The 23,205-nt window shown below is 63.3% G+C and carries 26 protein-coding genes; 15 read left to right on the top strand and 11 right to left on the bottom strand.

Annotated elements, in window-relative coordinates; translation table 11 throughout:
- Positions 1-30: 30 nt before the first annotated feature.
- From rsmG to hemJ, 5 genes are all read right to left on the bottom strand, one after another.
- Positions 31-804, bottom strand: a complete 774-nt coding sequence (gene rsmG / locus IVB07_RS38580) for a 16S rRNA (guanine(527)-N(7))-methyltransferase RsmG (protein ID WP_247364504.1) — start codon at positions 802-804, stop codon at positions 31-33.
- Between the two features lie 7 nt (positions 805-811).
- Positions 812-2,692: a tRNA uridine-5-carboxymethylaminomethyl(34) synthesis enzyme MnmG gene (gene mnmG / locus IVB07_RS38575; RefSeq protein WP_018459643.1), complete on the bottom strand. Its 1,881-nt coding sequence runs from the start codon at positions 2,690-2,692 to the stop codon at positions 812-814.
- Positions 2,693-3,126: 434 nt separating this feature from the next.
- Positions 3,127-4,485: a tRNA uridine-5-carboxymethylaminomethyl(34) synthesis GTPase MnmE gene (mnmE, locus tag IVB07_RS38570; protein ID WP_247295821.1), complete on the bottom strand. Its 1,359-nt coding sequence runs from the start codon at positions 4,483-4,485 to the stop codon at positions 3,127-3,129.
- Between the two features lie 309 nt (positions 4,486-4,794).
- Positions 4,795-6,060, bottom strand: a complete 1,266-nt coding sequence (rho, locus tag IVB07_RS38565) for a transcription termination factor Rho (RefSeq protein ID WP_007598612.1) — start codon at positions 6,058-6,060, stop codon at positions 4,795-4,797.
- 247 nt (positions 6,061-6,307) lie between these two features.
- Positions 6,308-6,742, bottom strand: coding sequence for a protoporphyrinogen oxidase HemJ (gene hemJ, locus IVB07_RS38560; RefSeq protein WP_018459641.1), 435 nt, complete (start codon positions 6,740-6,742; stop codon positions 6,308-6,310).
- A 461-nt stretch (positions 6,743-7,203) separates the two neighbouring features.
- Between hemJ and IVB07_RS38555 the strand changes: the two genes are divergently transcribed.
- Genes IVB07_RS38555 through dnaQ form a run of 4 tightly spaced genes read left to right on the top strand, consistent with a single transcriptional unit; the run spans position 7,204 to position 10,038 of the window.
- On the top strand, positions 7,204-8,043 hold the full coding sequence (locus tag IVB07_RS38555; protein WP_018459640.1) for a pyruvate, water dikinase regulatory protein: 840 nt from the start codon (positions 7,204-7,206) through the stop codon (positions 8,041-8,043).
- Positions 8,044-8,061: 18 nt separating this feature from the next.
- Complete coding sequence (locus IVB07_RS38550) at positions 8,062-8,670, top strand: Maf family nucleotide pyrophosphatase (RefSeq protein ID WP_247295824.1); 609 nt, start codon at positions 8,062-8,064, stop codon at positions 8,668-8,670.
- A gap of 23 nt (positions 8,671-8,693) precedes the next feature.
- Positions 8,694-9,293, top strand: coding sequence for a dephospho-CoA kinase (coaE, locus tag IVB07_RS38545; RefSeq protein ID WP_085349243.1), 600 nt, complete (start codon positions 8,694-8,696; stop codon positions 9,291-9,293).
- A gap of 28 nt (positions 9,294-9,321) precedes the next feature.
- Complete coding sequence (gene dnaQ / locus IVB07_RS38540; protein ID WP_018459637.1) at positions 9,322-10,038, top strand: DNA polymerase III subunit epsilon; 717 nt, start codon at positions 9,322-9,324, stop codon at positions 10,036-10,038.
- Here the strand turns inward: dnaQ and secB are convergent.
- On the bottom strand, positions 10,035-10,517 hold the full coding sequence (gene secB / locus IVB07_RS38535; protein ID WP_007598595.1) for a protein-export chaperone SecB: 483 nt from the start codon (positions 10,515-10,517) through the stop codon (positions 10,035-10,037). The genes dnaQ and secB overlap by 4 nt on opposite strands.
- Before the next feature lie 415 nt (positions 10,518-10,932).
- On the opposite strand from secB, the gene IVB07_RS38530 reads away from it, so the two are divergent.
- Genes IVB07_RS38530 through IVB07_RS38520 form a run of 3 tightly spaced genes read left to right on the top strand, consistent with a single transcriptional unit; the run spans position 10,933 to position 13,716 of the window.
- A complete protein-coding gene (locus IVB07_RS38530) occupies positions 10,933-11,628 on the top strand; it encodes a Tim44/TimA family putative adaptor protein (protein ID WP_007604067.1) in 696 nt (231 codons plus the stop codon).
- On the top strand, positions 11,606-13,129 hold the full coding sequence (locus IVB07_RS38525) for an MltA domain-containing protein (RefSeq protein WP_018459636.1): 1,524 nt from the start codon (positions 11,606-11,608) through the stop codon (positions 13,127-13,129). Before IVB07_RS38530 ends, IVB07_RS38525 begins: the two co-directional genes overlap by 23 nt.
- Positions 13,126-13,716, top strand: a complete 591-nt coding sequence (locus IVB07_RS38520; protein WP_018459635.1) for a Smr/MutS family protein — start codon at positions 13,126-13,128, stop codon at positions 13,714-13,716. The genes IVB07_RS38525 and IVB07_RS38520 overlap by 4 nt, the downstream gene beginning before the upstream one ends.
- On the opposite strand, the gene IVB07_RS38515 is transcribed toward IVB07_RS38520, so the two are convergent.
- The 5 genes from IVB07_RS38515 to hslV are packed head-to-tail and all read right to left on the bottom strand — an operon-like array spanning position 13,713 to position 17,887.
- Positions 13,713-14,837 carry a hypothetical protein gene (locus IVB07_RS38515; protein WP_018459634.1) on the bottom strand — a complete coding sequence of 375 codons (1,125 nt, stop codon included), beginning with the start codon at positions 14,835-14,837 and terminating at the stop codon, positions 13,713-13,715. The two genes, IVB07_RS38520 and IVB07_RS38515, sit on opposite strands and share 4 nt — an antisense overlap.
- A gap of 28 nt (positions 14,838-14,865) precedes the next feature.
- A complete protein-coding gene (hslU, locus tag IVB07_RS38510; RefSeq protein ID WP_018459633.1) occupies positions 14,866-16,170 on the bottom strand; it encodes an ATP-dependent protease ATPase subunit HslU in 1,305 nt (434 codons plus the stop codon).
- 53 nt (positions 16,171-16,223) lie between these two features.
- Positions 16,224-16,841, bottom strand: a complete 618-nt coding sequence (locus tag IVB07_RS38505) for a DUF2585 domain-containing protein (protein WP_018459632.1) — start codon at positions 16,839-16,841, stop codon at positions 16,224-16,226.
- On the bottom strand, positions 16,838-17,323 hold the full coding sequence (locus IVB07_RS38500) for a GNAT family N-acetyltransferase (RefSeq protein WP_018459631.1): 486 nt from the start codon (positions 17,321-17,323) through the stop codon (positions 16,838-16,840). The genes IVB07_RS38505 and IVB07_RS38500 overlap by 4 nt, the downstream gene beginning before the upstream one ends.
- Before the next feature lie 3 nt (positions 17,324-17,326).
- Positions 17,327-17,887: an ATP-dependent protease subunit HslV gene (gene hslV / locus IVB07_RS38495; protein ID WP_018459630.1), complete on the bottom strand. Its 561-nt coding sequence runs from the start codon at positions 17,885-17,887 to the stop codon at positions 17,327-17,329.
- Between the two features lie 189 nt (positions 17,888-18,076).
- Between hslV and hisB the strand changes: the two genes are divergently transcribed.
- From hisB to IVB07_RS38455, 8 genes are all read left to right on the top strand, one after another.
- Positions 18,077-18,670, top strand: coding sequence for an imidazoleglycerol-phosphate dehydratase HisB (hisB, locus tag IVB07_RS38490; RefSeq protein ID WP_007604059.1), 594 nt, complete (start codon positions 18,077-18,079; stop codon positions 18,668-18,670).
- Positions 18,671-18,736: 66 nt separating this feature from the next.
- Positions 18,737-19,267 carry a DUF2628 domain-containing protein gene (locus IVB07_RS38485; RefSeq protein ID WP_018459629.1) on the top strand — a complete coding sequence of 177 codons (531 nt, stop codon included), beginning with the start codon at positions 18,737-18,739 and terminating at the stop codon, positions 19,265-19,267.
- Positions 19,264-19,914 carry an imidazole glycerol phosphate synthase subunit HisH gene (hisH, locus tag IVB07_RS38480; protein WP_018459628.1) on the top strand — a complete coding sequence of 217 codons (651 nt, stop codon included), beginning with the start codon at positions 19,264-19,266 and terminating at the stop codon, positions 19,912-19,914. The genes IVB07_RS38485 and hisH overlap by 4 nt, the downstream gene beginning before the upstream one ends.
- Positions 19,902-20,648 (top strand): 1-(5-phosphoribosyl)-5-[(5-phosphoribosylamino)methylideneamino]imidazole-4-carboxamide isomerase, encoded by a 747-nt coding sequence (hisA, locus tag IVB07_RS38475; RefSeq protein ID WP_018459627.1) that lies wholly within the window; start codon positions 19,902-19,904, stop codon positions 20,646-20,648. The genes hisH and hisA overlap by 13 nt, the downstream gene beginning before the upstream one ends.
- A 10-nt stretch (positions 20,649-20,658) precedes the next feature.
- The gene (gene hisF, locus IVB07_RS38470) at positions 20,659-21,435 is read left to right on the top strand and encodes an imidazole glycerol phosphate synthase subunit HisF (RefSeq protein ID WP_018459626.1); all 777 of its coding nucleotides are present in this window, start codon (positions 20,659-20,661) and stop codon (positions 21,433-21,435) included.
- Positions 21,436-21,535: 100 nt separating this feature from the next.
- Positions 21,536-21,862, top strand: coding sequence for a phosphoribosyl-ATP diphosphatase (locus tag IVB07_RS38465; RefSeq protein WP_007598445.1), 327 nt, complete (start codon positions 21,536-21,538; stop codon positions 21,860-21,862).
- Positions 21,863-21,882: 20 nt separating this feature from the next.
- On the top strand, positions 21,883-22,839 hold the full coding sequence (gene coaA / locus IVB07_RS38460; RefSeq protein WP_007598451.1) for a type I pantothenate kinase: 957 nt from the start codon (positions 21,883-21,885) through the stop codon (positions 22,837-22,839).
- A 106-nt stretch (positions 22,840-22,945) separates the two neighbouring features.
- Positions 22,946-23,185: a hypothetical protein gene (locus IVB07_RS38455; RefSeq protein ID WP_018459625.1), complete on the top strand. Its 240-nt coding sequence runs from the start codon at positions 22,946-22,948 to the stop codon at positions 23,183-23,185.
- Positions 23,186-23,205 lie beyond the last annotated feature (20 nt).

Genomic DNA, 23,205 nt, shown 5'->3' with positions numbered 1-23,205 from the left:
CGCAAATTCCCCCACTCGGCCCCTGACGCCTCACCCGCGCCGTTCGACGGAAGCCAGCTCGACGATCCAACCGTCGCCTGTACGGCTGTGGTGGAGCTGCGGCTGAATATTCCAATATTTAGTGGCTTCGGTCAATTCAGACTCTACATCTTGACCCTTGAGAAACAACGCCTTTGCGCCCCGGCGCATCAGCGGCTCCGCAAAGCCGATGAGTTGATGTAGCGGAGCCAGCGCACGCGCGGTGACGCAATCGACCGGGCCGGTGATTCTATCCACATTATCCCCGATCTCAGCGAGATGTACGACTCCCGGAGATGTCGTGACGCGCACGGCTTCGCGCAGGAAGGCCGCCTTCTTGGCGATTCGCTCGACCAGATGGACGCTCGCCCCGGCCGTCCCGGCCATGGCGCAGGCCAGGACGATCCCGGGAAAGCCGCCACCGCTGCCGAGGTCGGCCCAACGTTTGGCCGATGGGGCGAGAGCGACGAGCTGAAGAGAGTCGGCGATGTGCCGGGTCCAGAGGTACGGCAATGTCGAGGGCGCGACGAGGTTGGTCTTGGCCTGCCACTCCCGCAGCAGTGCGATGTAGCGATCGAGCCGGGCTTCCGTTTCATGTGAAACAGGCGCGAGGTTGAGCGCCGCAACCTTGTCGGCTGCAATGACGACGTCCCACGATCGATCGTTGGCGCTGGCCTTGTCGATCTTTGGCCGGGCAGGCGCCGGTTCGGAGCGAACACCGGCACCCTCACCCGCCGAGGGTTTTCCTGAAGACGATCTGCCGCCGGCCGGCCCGCGCTGTTTCACGTGAAACCTATGCGATTACTTTGGAAGTCTTCCGCGCTTCGCGGCGGAGATAGGCCGCAAGAATGCCGAGCGCGGCAGGCGTCATGCCGTCGATTCGGCCGGCCTGGCCAACGGTGAACGGCCGCGCGTTCTCCAGCTTGGCCCGCACCTCATTGGAGAGACCGGGGACCTGCTGGTAATCGACGTCCGACAACACCATCCCCTCGTCCCGCCTGAAGGCTTCGACGTCCGCGCTCTGGCGCTCCAGATAGACATCGTACTTCGCGTCGATCTCGAGATGGGTGGCAATGACGGGATCAATGCCGGACAGCTCGGGCCAGATCGCACGGACCTGGCTCCAGCCAATATCGGGATAGGCCATCAGTTCGAAAGCCGAGCGCCGCTGGCCGTCCCGGTTCAGGGACAGACCATGCTTGATCGCTTCGTTCGGAGTGATCGTCAGCGACTTCGAGAGCGCTCGTGCCGCATTCAGGGCGTCCATCTTGGCGCGATGATGCACCGTCCGGGCGCTGCCAACGCAGCCCAGAGCGACGCCCTTCTCGGTCAAACGCTGATCGGCATTGTCGGCACGCAGTGTCAGGCGGTACTCGGCCCTGGAGGTGAACATCCGATAGGGTTCGCTGATGCCGCGGGTGACGAGGTCGTCGACCATGACGCCAAGATAGCCATCAGCTCGGTCGAACACTGTCAGCGCGGCGCCGCTCGCAGCCAATGCCGCGTTCAGCCCGGCCACGATGCCCTGGCCGGCAGCTTCCTCGTACCCCGTGGTGCCATTGATCTGGCCGGCCAGGAACAGACCGCGCAGGCGCTTGGTCTGGAGGGTCGGATCGAGCTCACGCGGATCGATGTGGTCGTATTCGATGGCATAGCCCGGCCGGACCATCTTCACCCGCTCCAGGCCGGGAATGGTTGCGAGAATGGCGAGCTGAACGTCCTCCGGCAGCGAGGTCGAGATGCCGTTGGGATAGACAGTGCTGTCGTCGAGCCCTTCCGGCTCCAGGAAGATCTGGTGACCGTCGCGATCGCCGAAGCGAACGATCTTGTCCTCGATCGAGGGGCAATAGCGCGGTCCGGAGCTCTTGATCTGGCCGGAGTACATCGGAGAGCGATGAACATTGGCCCGGATCACCTCATGGGTGGCGGAATTGGTTCGGGTGATTCCGCACTGGATCTGCGGCGTCGTGATCCGCTCGGTCACCATCGAAAACGGCTCCGGAGGCTCGTCCCCCGGCTGCATCTCGACCGCCGACCAGTCGATCGTCGTGCCATCCAGACGCGGCGGAGTGCCCGTCTTGAGCCGTCCAAGGGTGAATCCGGCGCGCTCGAACGAGGTCGAAAGGCCCATCGCAGGCGCCTCGCCGACCCTGCCGGCGGGCCAATTCTTCTCTCCGAGATGGATCAGACCGCGAAGGAAGGTGCCGGTGGTGACGACGACAGCCCCTGCCCGAAGCTCGCGGCCATCTGCCAGGCGCAGGCCGATCACCCGTCCCTCGACCACGATCAGCTCGTCCGCTTCGCCTTCGACCACGGAAAGACCCTCGGTCTCCCGGATCGCCGCCTGCATCGCGGCCGCATAGAGCTTCCGGTCGGCCTGCGCGCGCGGACCACGGACCGCTGGGCCCTTACGGCGATTGAGAACGCGAAACTGAATACCGCCGGCGTCGCCGACCCGGCCCATCAGACCATCGAGCGCGTCGACCTCGCGAACCAGATGGCCCTTGCCGAGACCGCCAATGGCGGGATTGCAGGACATCGCGCCGACCGTGGAGAAGCGGTGCGTCACCAGAGCGGTCGCCGCGCCCATCCGGGCAGAGGCAGAAGCGGCCTCACAGCCGGCATGGCCGCCGCCAATCACAATGACGTCGAAGCTCTCTCGCTCTGTGCGCATGGACGGACTTCTAGCTCAGAGGCGGGGAAGCCGGAAGCGGAAACTGGAAAGGCGGTTGTTTCACGTGAAACGGTGCAAGCGGAGCCCAGATGTTTTTCGCGAAAACAACCCCAGGCACAGTAGAACCGCCCTTGGAAAGATTATCATTTTCAGTGGGAGAAAACGGAGCTCCCGACGCATAAAGTGTCTACTGAAGGGCCGTAACGTCCAGATGCGGCCCGGTCTCGAAGCTCGATGGCAGCGGCATACTCCCATCATCGCGAGCGGAGTGATCCGGGATCTCTCCGCTCACCCGCTCCCTTAGCTGCCACGTTTGCCAGCAAATATGGGTAATGGAGTCACGTTTTACGTGAAACGTCTCGGAACGCGACCGCAGTGTTTCACGTGAAACGAAGAAGTGGAACAAAGGCTAGTTGTACAATGAAGAACTAGGGCTACTTCCCAACGCAGAACTTCTGAAAAATCGCCCCCAGGACGTCCTCGACATCCACCCGACCCAGCAGCCGGCCCAAGGCATAGGCCGCAGCGCGCAGCTCTTCGGCGGCAAGCTCCTCGCCGTCTTCTACAAGCTCCAGACTCCGCCGCAAGCTGTCCGACGCCCGGCGCAGCAAATCCCGCTGCCGGGCCCGGGTCACCAACGCGCCCTCAGTCGTTCCGAAGAAGTCGGCGGCGAATTTCACCATAGCATCGACCAGCGCGGGAATGCCGTCCCCCCGGCTGGCGGCGATTCCGAACTCACCGTACAGGCCGACGTCCTCGACCCCGCCGAGATCGATCTTGTTGCGCACGATCCAGACCGAACCGCCGGAGCGGCTGCCTGCATTGCCGGACTTCCCCAGCAACGGCATTGCGGCCGGATCGACCGCGCGCCCCGCCTCCACCAGCCACAACACGAGGTCGGCGTCTTCGGCTCGGGCTCGCGCCCGGCGAACACCCTCCTGCTCCACCGGATCGTCGGTCTCGCGAATGCCGGCCGTGTCGATCACCGTGACGGGATAGCCATCAAGATCGAGCTGCACCTCGATCACATCGCGTGTCGTGCCGGCATGCGGCGAGACGATCGCGACGTCGCGGCGCGCGAGCTGGTTGATCAGCGTCGACTTGCCGACATTCGGCTCGCCCGCGATCGCAACCACCAGGCCGTCGCGCAAGCGTTCAGCTTGTCCCTGTGCCGCAAGGACTTCTGCGATTTCGTCATGCAGCGCACTGATCGCCTTGACCGCAGGCGCTCTCAACTCGGCGGGCACATCGCCCTCGTCGGAGAAATCGATGCCGGCCTCGATCAAGGCCGAGGCGTCGATGATGCGCTCGCGCCAGTCGCGCGCGCGATTGCCGAGGAGACCCTGCAACTGCCGCAACGCCTGGCGGCGCTGGCGGTCGGTGTCGGCATGAATGAGATCGTCGAGGCCCTCCGCCTCGGTCAGGTCGAGCTTGCCGTTCTCGAAGGCGCGCCGGGTGAATTCGCCCGGTTCGGCAGCTCGCATATTCGGAATTACGGAAATTGCGGTAAACAGTGCGGCCAGCACCGCGCGGCCGCCATGGACGTGAAATTCGGCGACGTCCTCGCCGGTCGCGCTGCCGGGCCCCGGAAACCACAACACCACCGAATCGTCGATCGGCTGGCCCACGCCGTCATGAAGGAGCCGGCGGCTGGCCTGCCTCGGCGCCGGCAGCTTGCCCGCCAGCGTCGTCAGCACCAGGCTGGCGCCTGGCCCGGAGACACGCACCGCCGCAAGCGCACTTGGCGGACGGCCAGACGACAGTGCAAAGATGGTGTGGTCTCGCGGATACATAGCCTATTTGTCCGGCTGAAAGGGAAAAGGCAAACATCCGTTTCGGCTGACAAATCGAGCGATTATGCTGCTTGGATTCTCGCAGCAAAACCAATAGTGCGATGCAATAAATTCGCGAGCGTCTACTGCAAGAACCACTTGCAACGGAATGAGCGGCATCCCTCGATCCGCTATTCATAAATTATATCAACATCTTAGACGACGCCTACTCCAGACGACAACGCCCCGCCATGCTGCAGCTCGCTGCAACAAAGTCGCACAAAGAAAAAGGGCGCCCGAAGGCGCCCTTTGGATCATGTTGCACTGCAATCAGGTGTTCATCGAATCGAAGAACTCGGAATTGCTCTTGGTCGAGCGCAGCTTGTCGAGCAGGAAGTCGATGCCGTCCATCGTCCCCATCGGATTCAGGATGCGGCGGAGTACGTACATCTTCTTCAAGACCACCGGATCGGTGATCAGCTCTTCCTTACGGGTGCCGGAGCGCGAAATGTCGATCGCCGGGAAGGTCCGCTTGTCCGACACCTTGCGATCGAGGATCAGCTCGGAGTTGCCGGTGCCCTTGAACTCTTCGAAGATGACTTCGTCCATACGGCTGCCGGTATCAACCAGCGCAGTCGCGATGATCGTCAGCGAGCCGCCCTCTTCGATGTTGCGGGCGGCGCCGAAGAACCGCTTCGGCCGCTGCAGCGCGTTGGCATCGACACCGCCGGTCAGCACCTTGCCCGATGACGGCACCACGGTGTTGTAGGCGCGGCCGAGGCGCGTGATGGAGTCCAGCAGGATCACGACGTCGCGGCCATGCTCAACCAGACGCTTGGCCTTCTCGATCACCATCTCGGCGACCTGGACATGGCGCACCGCCGGCTCGTCGAAGGTCGAGGAGACGACCTCGCCCTTCACCGAGCGCTGCATGTCCGTGACTTCTTCCGGACGTTCGTCGATCAGGAGCACGATCAGATAGCACTCGGGATGATTATGCGCGATCGAGTGCGCGATGTTCTGCATCAGCACGGTCTTGCCCGTGCGCGGCGGCGCGACGATCAGCGCGCGCTGACCCTTGCCGATCGGCGCAACGATGTCGATCACCCTTGCAGACAGGTCTTTCCGCGTGGGGTCGTCGATTTCCATGCGGAAGCGCTGATTCGGAAACAGCGGCGTGAGGTTGTCGAAATTGACCTTGTGCTTGGCCTTTTCCGGGTCCTCGAAATTGAGCGTGTTGACCTTCAGCAGCGCGAAATAGCGCTCGCCCTCCTTCGGGCTGCGGATGTGGCCTTCGATAGTGTCGCCGGTGCGCAGGCCAAAACGGCGGATCTGCGAGGGCGAAACGTAGATGTCATCCGGGCCCGGCAGATAATTCGCATCGGGCGAGCGGAGGAAGCCGAAGCCGTCGGAGAGAACCTCGACGACGCCTTCGCCGACGATGTCGGTCTCGGCGAGCGCAAGCTGCTTGAGGATGGCGAACAGCAGCTCCTGCTTGCGCATGGTGCTGGCATTCTCGACCCCATTCTCTTCCGCGAACGAGACGAGCTCGGCCGGCGTCTTCGACTTGAGGTCCTGGAGTTTGATTTCCCGCATTGGGGTGGTCCTGTGGGGTAACCTGGGAGGGGGGTGCGAGGAGGCTCTGAAATGCGGACGCGAAAAGGTAAGGTCCGCAGGTCTGGCAAGGAGAGCGCCGGTGAGGCTTCAAACCTGATGGGGTGTCCGGCCTCTGGAAAGCTCAGACACGACCACATCCGCCTGCGTTGGGTGGGATATCGCTAATATAGAAAATCGCCTCACACTCCGCAAGCAGAAGCACTGAGCGATTGTTCGCGACCGCTGCCTAGAACGGCTTCACGATCACCATGATGACGATCAGAATCATCAAGGCAGTTGGTACCTCGTTGATAATCCGATAGAATTTCTGGCTCCGGGGGCGCCGGTCCGCCGCGAAATCCTTCAGCCAGCGCGAAAAAAAGCCGTGGACCGCGGACATCGCCAGGACCAGTGCCAGTTTTACGTGCAGCCAGCCGAAAGTGAACCAGTGTCCAGCCCAGGCGAGGTAGAGCCCGGCGAGCCAGGTCACGATCATAGCGGGGTTGATGATCGCCTTGAACAGCCGCCGTTCCATGATCTTGAACGTTTCCGACTGCTGCGAGCCGACTTCAGCCTCGCAATGATAAACGAACAGCCGTGGCAAATAGAGCATGCCCGCCATCCAGGAAATGACGGCGATCACATGCAGCGCCTTGATCCAGAGGTAGACGTCTTCAAACATGTCTGGGGGTCCGGATTCCTGCCCAGCCGAGGGGAAACGTTGGGGATAGTAAGAACTCGTTAAGGTCTTGCCTGCACACATATCCGTCCGTAGCGCCCTTCTCCAATAAGAATCTTAGATTCTTAAGGTTTGAGTCTATGTGACGGTGAATTGGACTCACACATCTCCGTCCGCCCGTTCACACGCGCTTGTTCACATCCATCAACATATCCTCTGACAGCTCCGGCCGCTTTCGATAAGTCGGTCAGCTTCAAAGGCTTGCGCGTTTCTGTCGGCAGCTTATCAAGAGGGTTATCGACGCAATCCCGTTTCCCTTTCGGGAGGGCGTCGAAGTTGTTCTCAGGGGCAGCGGTGTGAAGAAAATCCGCCGTTGTCCCGCCCCCGGTGTCGCACATCCCTTTCCGGGAGGTTAAGCTCCACAGAAATCCACAAACCACACCGACTCCATACAAAGGGCTTTTGTGCCGACTTCGAACAATTATTTCCATCTGCACCTCGTCTCCGACTCCACCGGTGAGACGCTGATCACGGTCGCGCGCGCCGTTGCCGCCCAGTACGCCAACGTGACCCCGGTCGAGCACGTCTATCCGCTGGTGCGCAGCCAGAAACAGCTCGATCGCGTGCTCGACGAGATCGAGGAAGCGCCGGGAATCGTGCTGTTCACGCTGCTCGAGAAGGATCTGGTTTCGAGGCTCGAGGATAAGTGCAAGGGGATCAATGTTCCGAGCCTGTCGATCATCGGGCCGGTGATGCAGTTGTTCGAGGCCTATCTCGGAGCTGCCACGACCGGCCGGGTCGGCGCCCAGCACGTGCTCAATGCCGAATACTTCAAGCGTATCGACGCGTTGAACTACACGATGATCCACGATGACGGCCAGCATGTCGAAGGGCTCGACGACGCGGACGTGGTGCTCGTCGGCGTTTCCCGCACCTCCAAGACCCCGACGTCGATCTACCTTGCCAACCGAGGCATCCGCACTGCCAACGTGCCGCTGGTTCCAGGCATTCCGGTGCCCTCGCAACTGGAGACGTTGACGCGACCGCTGGTGGTGAGCTTGCATGCGACGCCGGAACGATTGATCCAGGTGCGCACGAACCGCCTGCTCTCCATGGGGGCCGATTCCAGCAGCGACACTTATACCGACAAGCAATCGGTCGCCGAGGAGGTCGCATTTGCCCGCAAGCTGAGCGCCAAGCACGATTGGCCGCTGCTCGACGTCACGCGGCGCTCGATCGAGGAAACCGCCGCGGCGATCATGAAACTTTACAGCGATCGTCAGCGTAACCGGCCTTCTGAATAGCTTTGGGATAGTTTCGCGATGGGTCTCTGGCTCGGCAAATCTTCGTTGATCCTGGCCTCGCAGAGCAGCGCGAGAAAGATGCTCCTGGCGAATGCCGGGCTCGAGTTCAAGGCGATCACGGCTGATATCGACGAGCGCGGCATCCAGGCCGCCTCCGGGCTTTCTGGTCCGCGCGAGATTGCCCTGCTGCTGGCGCGCGAAAAAGCCAAGGCAGTCTCGGCCCATCACGTTGGAAGCACCGTCATTGGTGCTGATCAAACGCTGGCGCTTGGCGATCGCCTCTTCAACAAGCCAGCGGGCCGCGCCCAGGCGCTGGCGCAGCTGCGCGATCTCTCCGGCCATAGCCATGAGCTGAATTCCGCCGTGGCGATCGCACGCGATGGCGAGATCATCTTCGAGGACGTCTCGGTTGCCTGCCTCACGATGCGGCAGATGACCGAGGCCGAGCTTTCGGCCTATCTCGACATCGCCGGCGGCGCCGTCAGCACCAGCGTCGGCGGCTATCAGCTCGAAAGCCTGGGGATCCATTTGTTCGAGCGTATCGAGGGCGACCACTTCACCATTCTCGGCTTGCCGCTGCTGCCGCTGCTTGCGTTCCTGCGGCGCGAGCGGCTAGTTGCGGTGTGACTGGCAGATATGGTTGGGCGCTGATGCGGATCCTGGGACTGACCGGCTCGATCGGGATGGGCAAATCCACCACCGCGAAATTGTTCGCGGAGGCTGGCGTGCCTGTCTACGATGCCGATGCGGCCGTCCATCAGCTCTATGAGGGCGAGGCCGCACCCGCGATCGAGGCCGCCTTCCCCGGCACTACCGCGAACGGCAAGGTTGATCGGCCAAAACTCTCGGCGCGTGTGGTGCACGATCCTGCGGCCATCAAGCAGCTCGAGCAGATCGTCCATCCGATGCTCGGCGCTTCCCGGAAAAAGTTCTTCGCCGACGCCGAAGCCGCCAACGCGCCGGTCGTGGTGCTGGACATACCGCTGCTGTTCGAGACGGGTGGCGAGACGCGGGTCGATGCCGTAGTCGTCGTCACCACGTCTCCGGAACTGCAGCGCGAGCGGGTGCTGGCGCGCGGCACGATGGACGAGGCCAAGCTCGACGCCATCATCGCCAAGCAGACACCCGATGCGGAAAAGCGCAGGCGTGCCGATTTCGTGGTGGATACATCCCACGGACTCGAACCGGTGCGCGCCCAAATCGCGCACATCCTCGCCGACGTCGTTAAGATGCCGCAGCGGCGCGCCTGATTCGCCGCCTGACACGGCTTCCCAGATCATGCGCGAAATCGTTCTCGACACAGAAACCACCGGCCTTGACCCGTTGCGGGGAGATCGCCTGGTCGAAATCGGCTGCGTCGAGATGCTCAATCGCATGCCGACGGGGCAGAGTTTCCACGTCTACATCAATCCCGAAAGGGACATGCCGGCAGAAGCCTTTGCGGTGCACGGGCTGTCGGCCGAATTCCTGGCGACGAAGCAGCTGTTTCACGAGGTCGTCGACGATTTTCTGGAGTTCATCGGCGACGCGCCGCTGGTGATCCACAATGCCTCGTTCGACATCAGCTTCATCAATGCCGAGCTCGACCGGATCAAGCGCCCGGCGATCCCGCGCGAGCGGCTGGTCGATACGCTGCTGCTGGCTCGGCGCAAGCATCCCGGCGTGTCGAACCGGCTCGACGATCTCTGCTCACGCTATGCGATCGACAATTCACGCCGCACCAAGCACGGCGCATTGCTCGACGCCGAGCTGCTTGCGGAAGTCTATGTGGATCTGGTCGGGGCGCGGCAGTCGCAGCTGCTGCTTGCTTCGGAATCCGAAGAGACTCGCGCCAATGGGGCTGCCGATGCGCCTCGGCGGCAACGGCCGGCGCCGCTCACCCCGCGCATTTCGGACGCCGAGCGCGAGGCCCACCGGGCCTTCATCGCAACGCTCGGCGACAAGGCGATCTGGAACGAGTTCTTGCCCGCTCCAGCCGCCCCTTTGGCTGGTTAAGCCTGGCCGCTCGGCTGAGCGGCCATTTGCCGCTCCATGTTCTGGCGATAGAGGCCGACGAAGTCGACCGGATCCAGCATCAAAGGCGGGAACCCGCCGTCGCGCACGGCAGTGGCGATGATCTCACGGGCAAACGGGAACAGCAGGCGCGGGCATTCGATCATGACCAGCGGATGCAAATTGTCCTTCGGCACGTTGGAGATGCGGAAGACGCCGGCATAAGCGAGCTCGAACGAGAACATGATCTTGCCGGCGGTCTCGGCCTTGCCCTCGACCGACAGCGTCACCTCGAACTCCTGTTCGCTGAGATTGTTGGCGCTGACATTGATCTGGATGTTGATCTGGGGCGGCTGGCTCTGCTGCTGGAGCGAGCTGGGCGCATTCGGATTTTCGAACGAGAGGTCCTTGGTATATTGCGCCAGGACGTTGAGCTGGGGAGCCTGGGCCGCCTCGGGAGGGGTGCCGTTACCGTTGGTCATAAGAGTGTCTCCTTACCCGATTGGGCTGAATTTCGCGGCGGTTGGCTAACATAGGGCTACCTCGTTCCACAAGGACGAACGGTCCCGGATGGGGAATTCCGGCCACGCCCACAACTGTGGCGTTCACCCCGGCGATCCAGCGCAACTGCGCCTTAAACGATTGAAGATGCGCGATTTCCGGGCAGGATCGGGTTTCCCCTTAAGCATAAAACGCGCTACACTCGGTGCTGTGCCAAAAGGCGCCATTGGCCGGGCAAGATTTCGTGCCTACATCCCACGGACCTGACGCGCGGACCCAAAATGGTGATGTAGACTTGCCGTTCCGGTATGGAACGGTCTACTGGCCGGATCGATTTTCCCGGCACGATCCTTTCGAGACGGCCCCTTCTACAGACGACCAGAAAGCGAATACGACGTGGACATCTACACCATCATCTTCCTGGCGCTGGCGGTCTTCATCTTTCTGAGGCTGCGCAGCGTGCTGGGGCAGCGCACGGGCAACGAGCGGCCGCCGTTCGACCGCAACGCGCTCCAGGGCGCCCAGGACAAGAACGTCGTCACCATGCCGGGCAAGGTCATCGACCAGGCTCCCTTGGCGCCGACGGCCGAGCCGACCCCGCCCTCCGACCGTTGGAAGGGCCTGACCGAGCCGGGCACCGTGCTCGCCCAGGGTCTCGACGCCATCGTCGAAAAGGATTCCACCTTCGATCCGCGGCATTTCATCTCCGGCGCCCGCGGCGCCTATGAGATGATCGTGCTGGCCTTTGCCAATGGCGACCGCCGCGCGCTGCGCGACCTGCTGTCGTCGGAGGTCTATGAAAGCTTCGATGCCGCGATCAAGGAGCGCGAGAAGAACGAGCAGAAGACCGAGACGCGTTTTGTCTCGATCGACAAGGCCGAGCTCGTCGGCGCCGAACTGCGCGACCGCACCGCCCAGCTCACGATCCGCTTCGTCTCGCAGATGATCTCGGCCACCCGGGACAAGGCCGGCAACATCGTCGACGGAAGCGCCGACACGGTCGCCGACATCACCGACATCTGGACTTTCGCCCGCGACATCACTTCTCGCGATCCGAACTGGAAGCTGGTTGGCACCGGAAGCGCGAATTAAGGTTTTCCTGAAGACCAGCGCGACGGCGCTTTGCGCAGGTGCCGTCGCGCTGTCGTCGTTTTCACTCGGCGCTGAGGCGGCGCGGCGCCACTATCGCAGCCATCACCATCATCTCCCGGAATTGCCTGCCGCGCCGCCGCGCGCCTTGCCATATCCGCAGCTTCCCCTGCCGCTCGAAATTCCCGGCGCCCAATATCTGCCGCTGGCCTGGGCCGACGTGAAGGGCTGGGGCGACGACAATCATCTCGCCGCCTACAAGACCTTTCGCGCGAGCTGCCGTCCGATCAACGCGCAGACCGGCGCTCCCGAACCGAAGGCTTTGGGCGCCTCGCTGGGCGAACCCTGCCGGGTCGCCAAATCGCTCGAGCTTACCGACGACGCTCGGGCCAAAACCTTCTTCGAGGAGAATTTTGCGCCGCTGCGGATCTCGCGCCTCGGCGAGCCCGATGGTTTCGTCACCGGCTATTACGAACCGGTGCTGGAGGGATCGCGCACGCAGACCGACGTCTACAATGTCCCGGTCTATCGCCGCCCCTCGAATCTCTTTGTGCGCGGTTACAAGCAGGATTCGGTCAGCCTGCCCAACAAGGGCCCGGTCTATCGCAAGATCGGCCGCCGCAAGCTCGTGCCTTATTACGACCGCGCCGAGATCGAGGACGGCAAGATCGCCGGCCGCGGACTCGAGATTGCCTGGCTGAAGGACCCGACCGATCTGCTGTTCGCCCAGATCCAGGGTTCGGCGCGGATCAAGTTCGACGACGGCGGCACGGTCCGGCTCAACTACGACGCCTATAACGGCTATCCCTATACGGCGGTCGGTCGCATCCTGATCGAGCGCGGCATCATTCCAAAGGAAGAGATGTCGATGCAGAAGATCAGGGAGTGGATGGCGCAGACCCCTGACGGTGCCAAGGAGCTGCGCCGCCAGAACCGCTCCTACATCTTCTTTCGCGAGGTCAATCTATCCGACAAGGAGGAGGCGGTCGGCGCGCAAGGCATTCCGTTGACGGCCGGCCGCTCGATCGCGGTCGACAAATCGCTCCACGTCTACGGCACCCCGTTTTTCATCGAAGGCGAGCTGCCGATCGATTCCGAACGCGCGAAGACGCCGTTCCATCGCTTGATGATCGCGCAGGACACGGGCTCGGCCATCATCGGTCCGGCGCGCGCCGATCTCTATTTCGGCGCGGGTCAGGATGCCGGCCGGGTCTCCGGACGGCTGCGCCATGCCATGCATTTCGTGATGCTGGTGCCGAAGAGCCTCGATCCCACAACGCGCGGCGCGCGGCTCCCGGTGCCGGACCCGCGGCCCTCGGAGAAGATCGCAAAGCTGTTTCCGCAAACGGAGCCTGCGAAGGACAAGCCGCCTGCCGAGCTGCAAAGCAAGAGCGAGACGGTCGCTGTCGCCGGTCCAGTCCCGCTGCCGGTGCCGCGTCCCGTGATCGAGCCAGTTCAGGAGCCGCGGCGGCCGGTGAAAAATCGCTCCCATCGGCAACAATGAAGCGATCGTCCCGTCCGCCCGTGCTGGAGCCTCGTCCCTCGCCGCGCCGTCGCGCGCTGAGTGAGGAAGAGCGCGCGCTGTGGGATACGGTCGCAAAGCAGGTCAAGCCGCTGAGAAAGCATCGTGCGGCGAAGGCGCAAGCTGCACCACGCACCGAGTCTTCGCCTGCAGCGCCCGCCCCCCGGATTGCGCCGTCGCCACGTCCGATTGCCGCTGCCCCGGCACCGCGCGCAGCGAAGCCGGCGGTGCCGCCGCTGGCGCCGCTCGGCAAGCGCGAGCGCACAAAGCTGTCGCGCGGGCGCAGCGAGATCGAGGCGCGGCTCGATCTGCACGGCATGACCCAGATGCGTGCCCACCGCGCGCTGAGCGGCTTCCTGCACCGCGCCCATCATGACGGCCTGACCTTCGTGCTGGTCATCACCGGCAAGGGCCGAAGCGGCGGCGAAAGCGGCGTGCTGCGCCGTCAGGTGCCGGAATGGCTGAGCCTGCCGGAATTCCGGGCCTTCGTCGTCGGATTCGAAGAGGCCGGTATCGGCCATGGCGGCGAGGGCGCGCTCTACGTGCGGATCAGGCGGGCGAGATATTAGAACGGCCGCACGATTCCGACGCGCGGGATCAATGTGACAATCAGGCCGAAGATATTTGTCGTCTGATCTTCCGCCGAAATCAGCGGCGTCTCGCGTGCGGCGGGCAGCATCTTCACCGCGTGCAGGATCAGGAACATGCAGACTGCCCAGTTCGAGATCCAGCGCGAATAGTCGAATACCATCGCGAACATCACGACATAGGCGAGGCTGACGCCGATCAGCGCCGCAATGACGAGGCGGCGATGCGTGTCGCTTGCGAGCGCGCCGATCAAATTTGCAAAATAGCGCCACAGCGGTGTGTGCAGCCAGATCAGCAGCGCGAACACGGGCACGCCGAGGATGTTGTGCGGCAGGCGGCCCCAAGTGTCGGAAATCTCCTTCGCCAACGGCTGATACCAGATGTAGGCAAACTGCAGCAGGTCGGTCCGCGACGGATCGGCCATCCGGCTCTTCAGATCGGCGACGAAATCCGCCTCCGGGACCGGCATCGTTCCCCAAAACTGCGCGGCGAAGAACAGCGCGGAGACGGCCAGCAGGGCCATGATGCCGAACGCGACATTGGTGCGATCGCAGCCATGCGCTAGATAATGCCTGATCACGACGATGGTGATGATGGTCGGCACATACATCAAGAGATGGATGTGGTGGATCAGGACGAGAACGATCGAGAACAGCGCAGCCAGCGCCACGAACAGCAGCGAGCCGGCCGGCACCAGCAGCAGGACGATCGCCAGCGCGCAGCCATAGATGTCGAAATGGCCGAGCGTGTGCATGAAGTTCTTGAGGAAGAACGGCGAGCCCGCGATGAAGACGAACGTCGGCAATGTCTTCGCGGTGAAGCCGAACGTTGTCTGGAATAGTCTTGCGTACAGCCCGAGCGTCACCAGCCATGTAGCGCCGCCGAGCGCGAACACCAGCCATAGCGGCACCTTGTCGGTGAACAGCGCGACGATCGTCCCGATCAGCGCGCGCTTGATGAAGCCAAAATGGTAATCGACGAGGAGGTGGATGTAGGGGACGTAAGGCGGCAGCTGGATCTTGTGAACGAAGACGCCAACGATGATTGCCGCGTTGATCGCGAGCAGCAGGCGCCAGGGGTTTTGCAGGAAGCGTGCGGTCACGCCGCATCCATAGCGCGACCGTCCGGAATTACAAAATGAACCGGCTCAAATCCGCGTTCTTGGCGAGGTCGCCGACGTGCTTCTGCACGAAATCGGCGTCGACCCTGACGGTCTCGCCGCTGCGATCTGGGGCGGTGAAGGAGATCTCGTCCAGCACCCGCTCCATCACGGTCTGCAGCCGCCGCGCGCCGATGTTCTCGACGGTGGAATTCACGGCCACCGCGACGTCCGCAAGCGCGTCGATGGCGTTGTCGGTGATGTCGAGCGTGACGCCTTCGGTCTGCATCAGCGCGACATATTGCTTGATCAGCGAAGCCTCCGGCTCGGTCAGGATGCGGCGCATGTCGTCACGGGTCAGCGCCTGCAGCTCGACGCGGATCGGCAGGCGGCCCTGCAATTCCGGCAGCAAATCGGACGGTTTTGCGACGTGGAAGGCGCCTGAGGCAATGAACAGGATGTGGTCGGTCTTCACCGCGCCGTGCTTGGTCGAGACGGTGGTGCCCTCGATCAGCGGCAGCAGGTCGCGCTGCACGCCCTCGCGCGAGACGTCGCCGCCGGCGCGGCCTTCGCGGGCGCAGATCTTGTCGATCTCGTCCAGGAACACGATGCCGTTGTTCTCGACCGCACTGATCGCCTCCATCGTCAACTGATCGCTGTCGAGCAGCTTGTCGGATTCCTCGTTGATGAGGATCTCGTGCGAGCTCTCCACCGTCAGCCGCCGCGTCTTGCTGCGTCCGCCGAGCTTGCCGAAGATGTCGCCGATCGAAACCGCGCCCATCTGCGCGCCAGGCATGCCCGGGATCTCGAACATCGGAAAGCCGCTGCCGCCGCCTTGCGTCTCGATCTCGATTTCCTTGTCGTTGAGCTCGCCCGCGCGCAGCTTCTTGCGGAAGGAGTCCCGCGTCGCGGCGCTGGAATTGGCGCCGACCAGGGCATCAAGTACGCGCTCCTCAGCGGCGAGCTGCGCACGTGCCTGCACGTCTTTGCGCTTGCGCTCGCGGACCTGAGAAATCGCGACCTCGACGAGATCGCGCACGATCTGCTCGACGTCGCGGCCGACATAGCCGACCTCGGTGAATTTCGTCGCCTCGACCTTCAGGAACGGCGCGTTGGCAAGCTTGGCGAGCCGCCGCGCGATCTCGGTCTTGCCGACCCCGGTCGGGCCGATCATCAGGATGTTCTTCGGCAGCACCTCTTCGCGCAAGGAGCCTTCGAGCTGCTGCCGCCGCCAGCGGTTGCGCAGCGCGATCGAGACGGCGCGCTTGGCATCGGCCTGGCCGACGATGAAACGGTCGAGTTCGGAAACGATTTCGCGGGGGGAGAAGTCTGTCATGGGACCTTAGCTAGGATCAGATGCGGGGCGGGACAAGCCGCTTTTTTTGGCCGTCAGATGATCGGCGGACCCGATTGCCATAGTTTCACGGCCTCGATCGGATGGATCAGCATCAGGATATTGAGCGTCAGATTGTCGCGAATATGCAGCGCCAGCATGATTTCGAAGGCGAGCCCAAGCAGGATGGTCACTGATACAGGCAGCAGGCGCGCTACGAGGAAGCCCAGCATCATGGACAAATTGTCAGAGATCGAATTGACGATGCTGTCGCCGAAATAATCCAGCGAGATCGTGCCGGCGCGGTAGCGTTCGATGATGAAGGGCGAGTTCTCGACGATCTCCCAGGCACCTTCGATCAGAATGGCGATGATCAGGCGGGCGGGCCAGGACAGAGACACGAACGGCAGCCGCGCGAACAGCAGCCAGGTCAGCCCGTAAAACAGGAAGCCGTGCAGGATGTGCGAGAAGGTGTACCAGTCGGCGATGTGCTGCGAATTCTCCGAGCTGTTCACCACGCCATGCCACAGCTTGACATAGCCGCAGGTGCAGATCGGCACCCGGCCCATCGCAAGCAGGATCGAGGCCTGCATCGCCAGCAGCAGCAGCGCGATGCCGACCCAGGCGAGCGGCGGAAACGCGGCCTTGCTCTCATGCGTGGTTGCCAGCGTCATGGCTCGCGCACCATCAGGAGTGCGGGCCCGTCGGGCGTCTCGACCATGCGGTCGCGGACAAAGCCGGCCTTCTCATAGGCGCGCACGGCGCGCGCGTTGAGCGGATCAGGATCAGTGACGATGCGCGGCAGGCCCTGCCGCAACTGCGCGTCGGCGAATTGCCGGATGAATGCCGAACCGTGCCCGCGCGCGATCATGTCGCTTTCGCCGATGAACTGATCGATGCCACGGGTGGCCTCCGGTTGCGGCCCAACACCCGTATTCCAGGCGGTCAGGCGGTAGCATTGAAGATAGCCGAACGGCTTGCCTTCGGCCAACACGATGAACTGGTCCATTGCCGGCTCGCCGAGATCGCCGCTCACGAGCGCGAACTGCTCGTCCGGATCGCCCCACCATTCCCGCACATGCGCTTCGCCCAGCCATCGCCGAATCAGCGGCAGAACGGCCGCGGTCATCGGGCGGAAGGTGTAGGCGAGGGCCATGGCCTACCCGGCCGACAGCGCTTCGATGGTCACATTGCGGTTGGTGTAGACGCAGATATCGGCGGCGATGTCGAGGGAGCGGCGGACGATGGTCTCGGCGTCCTTGTCGGTGTCGAGTAGGGCGCGGGCGGCCGCCAGCGCGTAATTCCCGCCGGAGCCGATCGCCATGACGCCGGCTTCGGGCTCCAACACGTCGCCGGTGCCTGTCAGCACCAGGGAGACGTCCTTGTCGGCGACGATCATCATGGCCTCCAGCCGCCGCAAATAACGGTCGGTGCGCCAGTCCTTGGCGAGCTCGACGGCGGCCCGGGTCAATTGCCCCGGATATTGCTCGAGTTTGGCTTCCAGACGCTCGAACAGCGTGAAGGCGTCGGCGGTGGCGCCGGCAAAGCCGCCGATGACGTCGCCCTTGCCGAGTTTCCGGACCTTCCTGGCGTTGTGCTTGATCACGGTCTGGCCGATCGAGACCTGGCCGTCGCCGCCGACCACCACCTTGCCGCCCTTGCGGACCGTCAAAATCGTGGTGCCGTGCCAGCCCGGCGAGCTGTTTGGGGAGTCCTGCATGAATGATCCTCGTTGACCGGGCTGATTTAGGCGGTCGGGAGCGGGGGCACAACGGGCCGCTCCGGGCCCAATTTGCTCACCATAGGCAGAAGTAGAGGCCCGGCCAGCCGTTGCCGCAGTAGCGAAGGCGTCATTTGGCTGTTAAAAGACCGGCGTTTTCGGCCCGAACTAGGATGGAAGCGTGTTTTGATGCGCACCGCGACGATCAAGCGCAAGACCAAGGAAACCGACATCGAGGTCACCGTGAACCTCGATGGCTCCGGCGTGTCCAATATCGCGACCGGCATCGGCTTTTTCGACCATATGCTCGATCTCCTCGCCCGCCATTCCCGCATTGACCTCACGGTCAAGGCGGTCGGCGATTTGCACATCGATCATCACCATACCACCGAAGACACCGGCATCGCGCTCGGCCAGGCCGTCAAGCAGGCGCTCGGCAACATGGCGGGCATCACCCGCTATGCCGGCGTGCACATGCCCATGGACGAGACGCTGTCACGCGTGGTCATCGACATCTCGGGCCGCCCGGTCCTGGTGTTCAAGGTCGACTTCCCCCGCGACAAGATCGGCGAGTTCGACACCGAATTGGTGCGCGAGTGGTTCCAGGCCTTCGCCATGAACGCCGGCGTGACTCTTCACGTCGAGACCCTATATGGCGATAACAGCCACCATATCGCCGAGTCCTGCTTCAAGGGTCTGGCACGGGCGCTGCGCACCGCCGTCGCGATCGATCCGAAGGCGGTGGGCGAAATCCCGTCCACCAAGGGCTCGCTCGGCGGCTGACATCTTTCGGCCCGCGGCCCGCGCCGTTTGCGGTATCACTGAATTCCTAGGGAACGGGGCATCGCCATGTCCGTCTACACAGTTCATGCTCCCTCCCCCGCAGGATCCGATCTGCGCGCGACCGACAAGTTCGTCTTCGTGCGCGACGGCTTCCATTTCTGGGCGATGATCTTCGGACCGCTCTGGCTGCTGTGGAATCGGCTGTGGCTGGCGCTGATCGGCTGGGTGATCTTCGTTGCCGCCTTCAACGTCGGGCTGTCCAGCCTCGGTGTCGGCCGTTCGTCGATCTTTTTCGCCGACATCATCGTCGCGCTGCTGATGGGATTCGAGGCCTCCAGCCTGCGACGCTGGACGCTCTCGCGCGGTAAATGGCGACAGCTCGACGTGGTGATTTCCGACGACGAGGACACCGCCGAGCGCCGCTTCTTCGAGCGCTGGAGCCAGAAGCAGCGCGGCATCGTCAACGATCAATGGGCCGTCGATCGCGGTGGCCCGCCGCCGACCCGCAACGTGCCGGGTCAGCAATTCTCCAACCCGCCGCCAATGCCGGCAGGTGGCATCATTGGTTTGTTTCCAGAACCGGGAGGGTCAAGATGAGCGTCGCCATCATCGATTACGGTTCCGGCAATCTGCATTCGGCCGCCAAGGCGTTCGAGCGCGCCGCGCGCGGCATGGACAACCCGCAAAAGGTGTTCGTCACCAGCGATCCAGACCAGGCCTACAGCGCCGACCGTCTGGTACTGCCGGGCGTCGGTGCCTTCGCTGATTGCCGGCGCGGGCTCGATGCCGTCAACGGCATGGTCGAGGCGATCACCGAAGCGGTGCGCGTCAAGGCGCGGCCGATGTTCGGCATCTGCGTCGGCATGCAGCTGTTCGCCACCCGCGGCAAGGAGCATGTGATCACGCAAGGGCTGAACTGGATCGGCGGCGACGTCGAGAAGATCACGCCGAACGACGAGAGGCTGAAGATCCCGCACATGGGATGGAATACGCTCGATGTGCTGCGCGAGCATCCGGTGCTGGACAGGCTGCCGCTCGGCCCCAAGGGCCAGCACGCTTATTTCGTGCACTCCTACCACCTCAACGCCACCAACGAGGCGGACGTGCTCGCGCGCGCCGATTACGGCGGGCCCGTCACCGCGATCGTCGGCAAGGACACCGCGATCGGGACGCAGTTTCACCCCGAGAAGAGCCAGCGCTTCGGCCTCGCCCTGATCTCGAATTTTTTGCGATGGAAACCGTGATTCTCTTTCCCGCGATCGACCTCAAGAACGGCCAATGCGTGCGCCTCGAACAGGGCGACATGGCGCGCGCGACCGTGTTCAACCTCAATCCCGCTGCGCAGGCGGCGAGCTTCGTCGCGCAAGGCTTTGAGTATCTCCACGTCGTCGACCTCGACGGCGCGTTTGCCGGGAAGCCTGTGAACGCGCAGGCCGTCGAGGCGATGCTGAAGACGATCACGATTCCGGTGCAGCTCGGTGGCGGCATTCGCGATCTCGCGACTGTCGAAGCCTGGCTCGAAAAGGGCATCACCCGCGTCATCATCGGCACCGCCGCGGTGCGCGACCCCGAATTGGTGAAGGCTGCCGCCAGGAAATTCCCCGGCCGCGTCGCGGTCGGGCTCGATGCACGTGGCGGCAAGGTCGCGGTCGAAGGCTGGGCCGAGACCTCGCAGGTGACGGTGCTGGAGATCGCACGGCGTTTCGAGGATGCCGGCGTTGCCGCCATCATCTTCACCGACATCGCGCGCGACGGCCTGCTCAAAGGCTTGAATCTCGATGCGACCATTGCGCTGGCGGATGCGATCTCGATTCCCGTGATCGCCTCCGGCGGCCTCGCCTCGATCGAGGACGTCAAGGCGATGCTGACGCCGCGCGCGAAAAAACTCGCCGGCGCGATCGCCGGCCGCGCGCTCTATGACGGCCGGCTCGATCCTGCGTCCGCCCTCGCCCTGATCCGTAACGCAGGCGCTGCCTAGGAGACCTCCGATGTTCAAGGTGCGCGTGATCCCCTGCCTCGACGTCAAGGACGGCCGGGTCGTCAAGGGCGTCAACTTCGTCGATTTGCGCGATGCCGGTGACCCCGTCGAAGCGGCGATCGCCTATGACGCCGCCGGCGCGGACGAACTTACGTTTCTCGACATCACCGCGACCCATGAGAATCGCGGCATCATGCTGGACGTGGTCCAGCGCACCGCGGAAGCCTGCTTCATGCCCCTCACCGTCGGCGGCGGCGTGCGTGAGGTGAACGACATCAAGACCCTGCTGCGCGCCGGTGCGGACAAGGTCTCGATCAACAGCGCCGCGGTGTCGCGGCGCGAGTTCGTCAAGGAAGCCGCCGAGAAATTCGGCGGGCAGTGCGTGGTGGTCGCGATCGACGCCAAGCGGGTCAAGCGCGCCGGTGGCGGAGAGCGCTGGGAGATATTCACGCATGGCGGCCGCAACTCGACCGGCATCGATGCCATCGAATATGCCCAGGAAGTGGTCTCGCTCGGTGCCGGTGAAATCCTGCTCACCTCGATGGACCGCGACGGCACGCGGCAGGGTTTTGACATCCCGCTGACCCGGGCGATCGCCGACAGCATTCCCGTTCCTGTGATCGCCTCGGGCGGCGTCGGCAATCTCGATCACCTCGTCGACGGTATTCGCGACGGCCACGCCACCGCCGTGCTGGCCGCCTCGATCTTCCATTTCGGGGAATTCACCATCCGCGAAGCCAAGGAGCACATGTCCCGGCGCGGGCTGCCCATGCGCCTCGATGCCTGACGACTCCCGTTCCTAAAAATGCTAAATCATCGGCGGGAACCGGCTTATCCCGTCAGAAACCGGCCAATCATCGGCCAAGGCGCGTTTTCCGAGTATTTGTATGCCGCGTTTCACCATCCACGATCTGGCCGAGACCATCGACGCCCGCGCGGCAGCGGGTGGCGAGGCGTCCTATACCCGCAAGCTCCTCGACAAGGGCGCCGAACATTGCGCCAAAAAGTTCGGTGAGGAGGCAGTCGAAACCGTAATCGCAGCAGTCGAAAACGATCGCGCGCATCTGATCGCCGAAGGCGCCGACCTGCTCTATCATTTCCTTGTGCTGCTCAAGGCCCGCGGCGTAAAGCTGGAAGAGGTCGAGGCCGCATTGGACAAGCGGACCAATATGTCAGGGTTGGAAGAAAAGGCGTCGCGTAAGGGCGGCAGCTAGCCGAGGTGGAGAGTCGCGTCATGGATATCCGCGCACCCGAGCAGCAGTATAATCCGTACCGCGTCTATACGCGCGAGGAGTGGTCGCGACTGCGCGACGACACGCCGATGACGCTGGAGCCGGGCGAGTTCGACCGGCTACGCTCGCTGCACGACCGCCTCGATTTGCAGGAGGTCGAGGACATCTACCTGCCGCTGTCGCGCCTGCTGTCGATTTATGTCGATGCGATGCAGCGGCTTTATTACGCGGAGCGCCAGTTCCTCAACATCCGCGACCGCAAGATGCCCTACATCATCGGCGTCGCCGGTTCGGTCGCGGTTGGAAAATCCACCACGGCCCGCGTGCTTCAGGCGCTGCTGGCGCGCTGGTCGCCGCGTCCCAAGGTCGAGCTGATCACCACCGACGGATTTCTGTATCCCAACGCCGTGCTGGAGCGGCAGGGCATCATGCAGAAGAAGGGCTTTCCGGAGAGCTACGACCTGCCGCTGCTGCTCAGCTTCCTCTCCGACATCAAGGCCGGCCGCCGCCATGTGCGCGCGCCGGTCTATTCGCATTTGACCTACGACATCGTGCCGAACCAGTGGGCCGAGATCGACCAGCCCGACATCCTGATCGTCGAGGGCGTCAACGTGCTGCAGACCGGCAAGCTGCCGCGTGACGGCAAGGCCGTGCCCGTGGTGTCCGACTTCTTCGATTTCTCGGTCTATATCGACGCGGACGAGGCGGCGCTGCGGCAGTGGTACATCAGGCGCTTCCTGTCGCTGCGCGACACCGCGTTCACCAATCCAAAATCCTACTTCAATCGCTACGCGCTGTTGTCGGACGAGGAAGCCACCGCCACCGCGATCGCGATCTGGGAACGCACCAACCTCGCAAATCTCGAGGACAACATCCTGCCGACTCGTCCCCGCGCGACCCTGATCCTGAAGAAGGGCGCCGATCACACGGTGGCGAGCGTGGCGCTCAGGCGGCTGTAGCAGCCTTGATGGACGGCGCCCTTTGTCAAATTTCGGGCTGAGTATCTTTTGTTGCAGACCGGCGAGGGGTATTTGGTTATGGCTTTCGGAAACGCAAACGGGCCCCATGGTTGATCGTCTCAGAAGCGCCGCCGAGCATCTCGAAGCACCGACCTGCCCGGACTGCCATATCGAGATGAAGTGGTTCCGCTCCGAACTGCTCGCGGACGAGCCGACCCCGATCATCGCGCATCTCTTCGTGTGTCCGCATTGCAAGCGCGCCGCCCAGGTAGACACCATGTTCAGGGGAGGCCAGGCGCCGCATGACAAGCTGTCTGCGCCGCGGTTTATGGCTTATGCCGCATAACGGTTCATCCCGTCGGAGCG

It is taken from the genome of Bradyrhizobium sp. 172 (assembly GCF_023101065.1).
Lineage (GTDB): Bacteria > Pseudomonadota > Alphaproteobacteria > Rhizobiales > Xanthobacteraceae > Bradyrhizobium > Bradyrhizobium canariense_D.
This window is presented reverse-complemented; position numbering and strand designations above follow the sequence as displayed.

What these genes read in the sequence shown, in the direction of transcription:
- mnmG (WP_018459643.1), bottom strand. Translation starts at nt 2,692, where the DNA reads ATGCGCACAGAGCGAGAGAGCTTCGACGTCATTGTGATTGGCGGCGGC.
- mnmE (WP_247295821.1), bottom strand. Translation starts at nt 4,485, where the DNA reads ATGTATCCGCGAGACCACACCATCTTTGCACTGTCGTCTGGCCGTCCG.
- rho (WP_007598612.1), bottom strand. Translation starts at nt 6,060, where the DNA reads ATGCGGGAAATCAAACTCCAGGACCTCAAGTCGAAGACGCCGGCCGAG.
- hemJ (WP_018459641.1), bottom strand. Translation starts at nt 6,742, where the DNA reads ATGTTTGAAGACGTCTACCTCTGGATCAAGGCGCTGCATGTGATCGCC.
- IVB07_RS38550 (WP_247295824.1), top strand. Translation starts at nt 8,062, where the DNA reads ATGGGTCTCTGGCTCGGCAAATCTTCGTTGATCCTGGCCTCGCAGAGC.
- coaE (WP_085349243.1), top strand. Translation starts at nt 8,694, where the DNA reads ATGCGGATCCTGGGACTGACCGGCTCGATCGGGATGGGCAAATCCACC.
- dnaQ (WP_018459637.1), top strand. Translation starts at nt 9,322, where the DNA reads ATGCGCGAAATCGTTCTCGACACAGAAACCACCGGCCTTGACCCGTTG.
- secB (WP_007598595.1), bottom strand. Translation starts at nt 10,517, where the DNA reads ATGACCAACGGTAACGGCACCCCTCCCGAGGCGGCCCAGGCTCCCCAG.
- IVB07_RS38520 (WP_018459635.1), top strand. Translation starts at nt 13,126, where the DNA reads ATGAAGCGATCGTCCCGTCCGCCCGTGCTGGAGCCTCGTCCCTCGCCG.
- hslU (WP_018459633.1), bottom strand. Translation starts at nt 16,170, where the DNA reads ATGACAGACTTCTCCCCCCGCGAAATCGTTTCCGAACTCGACCGTTTC.
- IVB07_RS38505 (WP_018459632.1), bottom strand. Translation starts at nt 16,841, where the DNA reads ATGACGCTGGCAACCACGCATGAGAGCAAGGCCGCGTTTCCGCCGCTC.
- IVB07_RS38500 (WP_018459631.1), bottom strand. Translation starts at nt 17,323, where the DNA reads ATGGCCCTCGCCTACACCTTCCGCCCGATGACCGCGGCCGTTCTGCCG.
- hslV (WP_018459630.1), bottom strand. Translation starts at nt 17,887, where the DNA reads ATGCAGGACTCCCCAAACAGCTCGCCGGGCTGGCACGGCACCACGATT.
- hisB (WP_007604059.1), top strand. Translation starts at nt 18,077, where the DNA reads ATGCGCACCGCGACGATCAAGCGCAAGACCAAGGAAACCGACATCGAG.
- IVB07_RS38485 (WP_018459629.1), top strand. Translation starts at nt 18,737, where the DNA reads ATGTCCGTCTACACAGTTCATGCTCCCTCCCCCGCAGGATCCGATCTG.
- hisH (WP_018459628.1), top strand. Translation starts at nt 19,264, where the DNA reads ATGAGCGTCGCCATCATCGATTACGGTTCCGGCAATCTGCATTCGGCC.
- hisA (WP_018459627.1), top strand. Translation starts at nt 19,902, where the DNA reads ATGGAAACCGTGATTCTCTTTCCCGCGATCGACCTCAAGAACGGCCAA.
- hisF (WP_018459626.1), top strand. Translation starts at nt 20,659, where the DNA reads ATGTTCAAGGTGCGCGTGATCCCCTGCCTCGACGTCAAGGACGGCCGG.
- IVB07_RS38465 (WP_007598445.1), top strand. Translation starts at nt 21,536, where the DNA reads ATGCCGCGTTTCACCATCCACGATCTGGCCGAGACCATCGACGCCCGC.
- coaA (WP_007598451.1), top strand. Translation starts at nt 21,883, where the DNA reads ATGGATATCCGCGCACCCGAGCAGCAGTATAATCCGTACCGCGTCTAT.
- IVB07_RS38455 (WP_018459625.1), top strand. Translation starts at nt 22,946, where the DNA reads ATGGTTGATCGTCTCAGAAGCGCCGCCGAGCATCTCGAAGCACCGACC.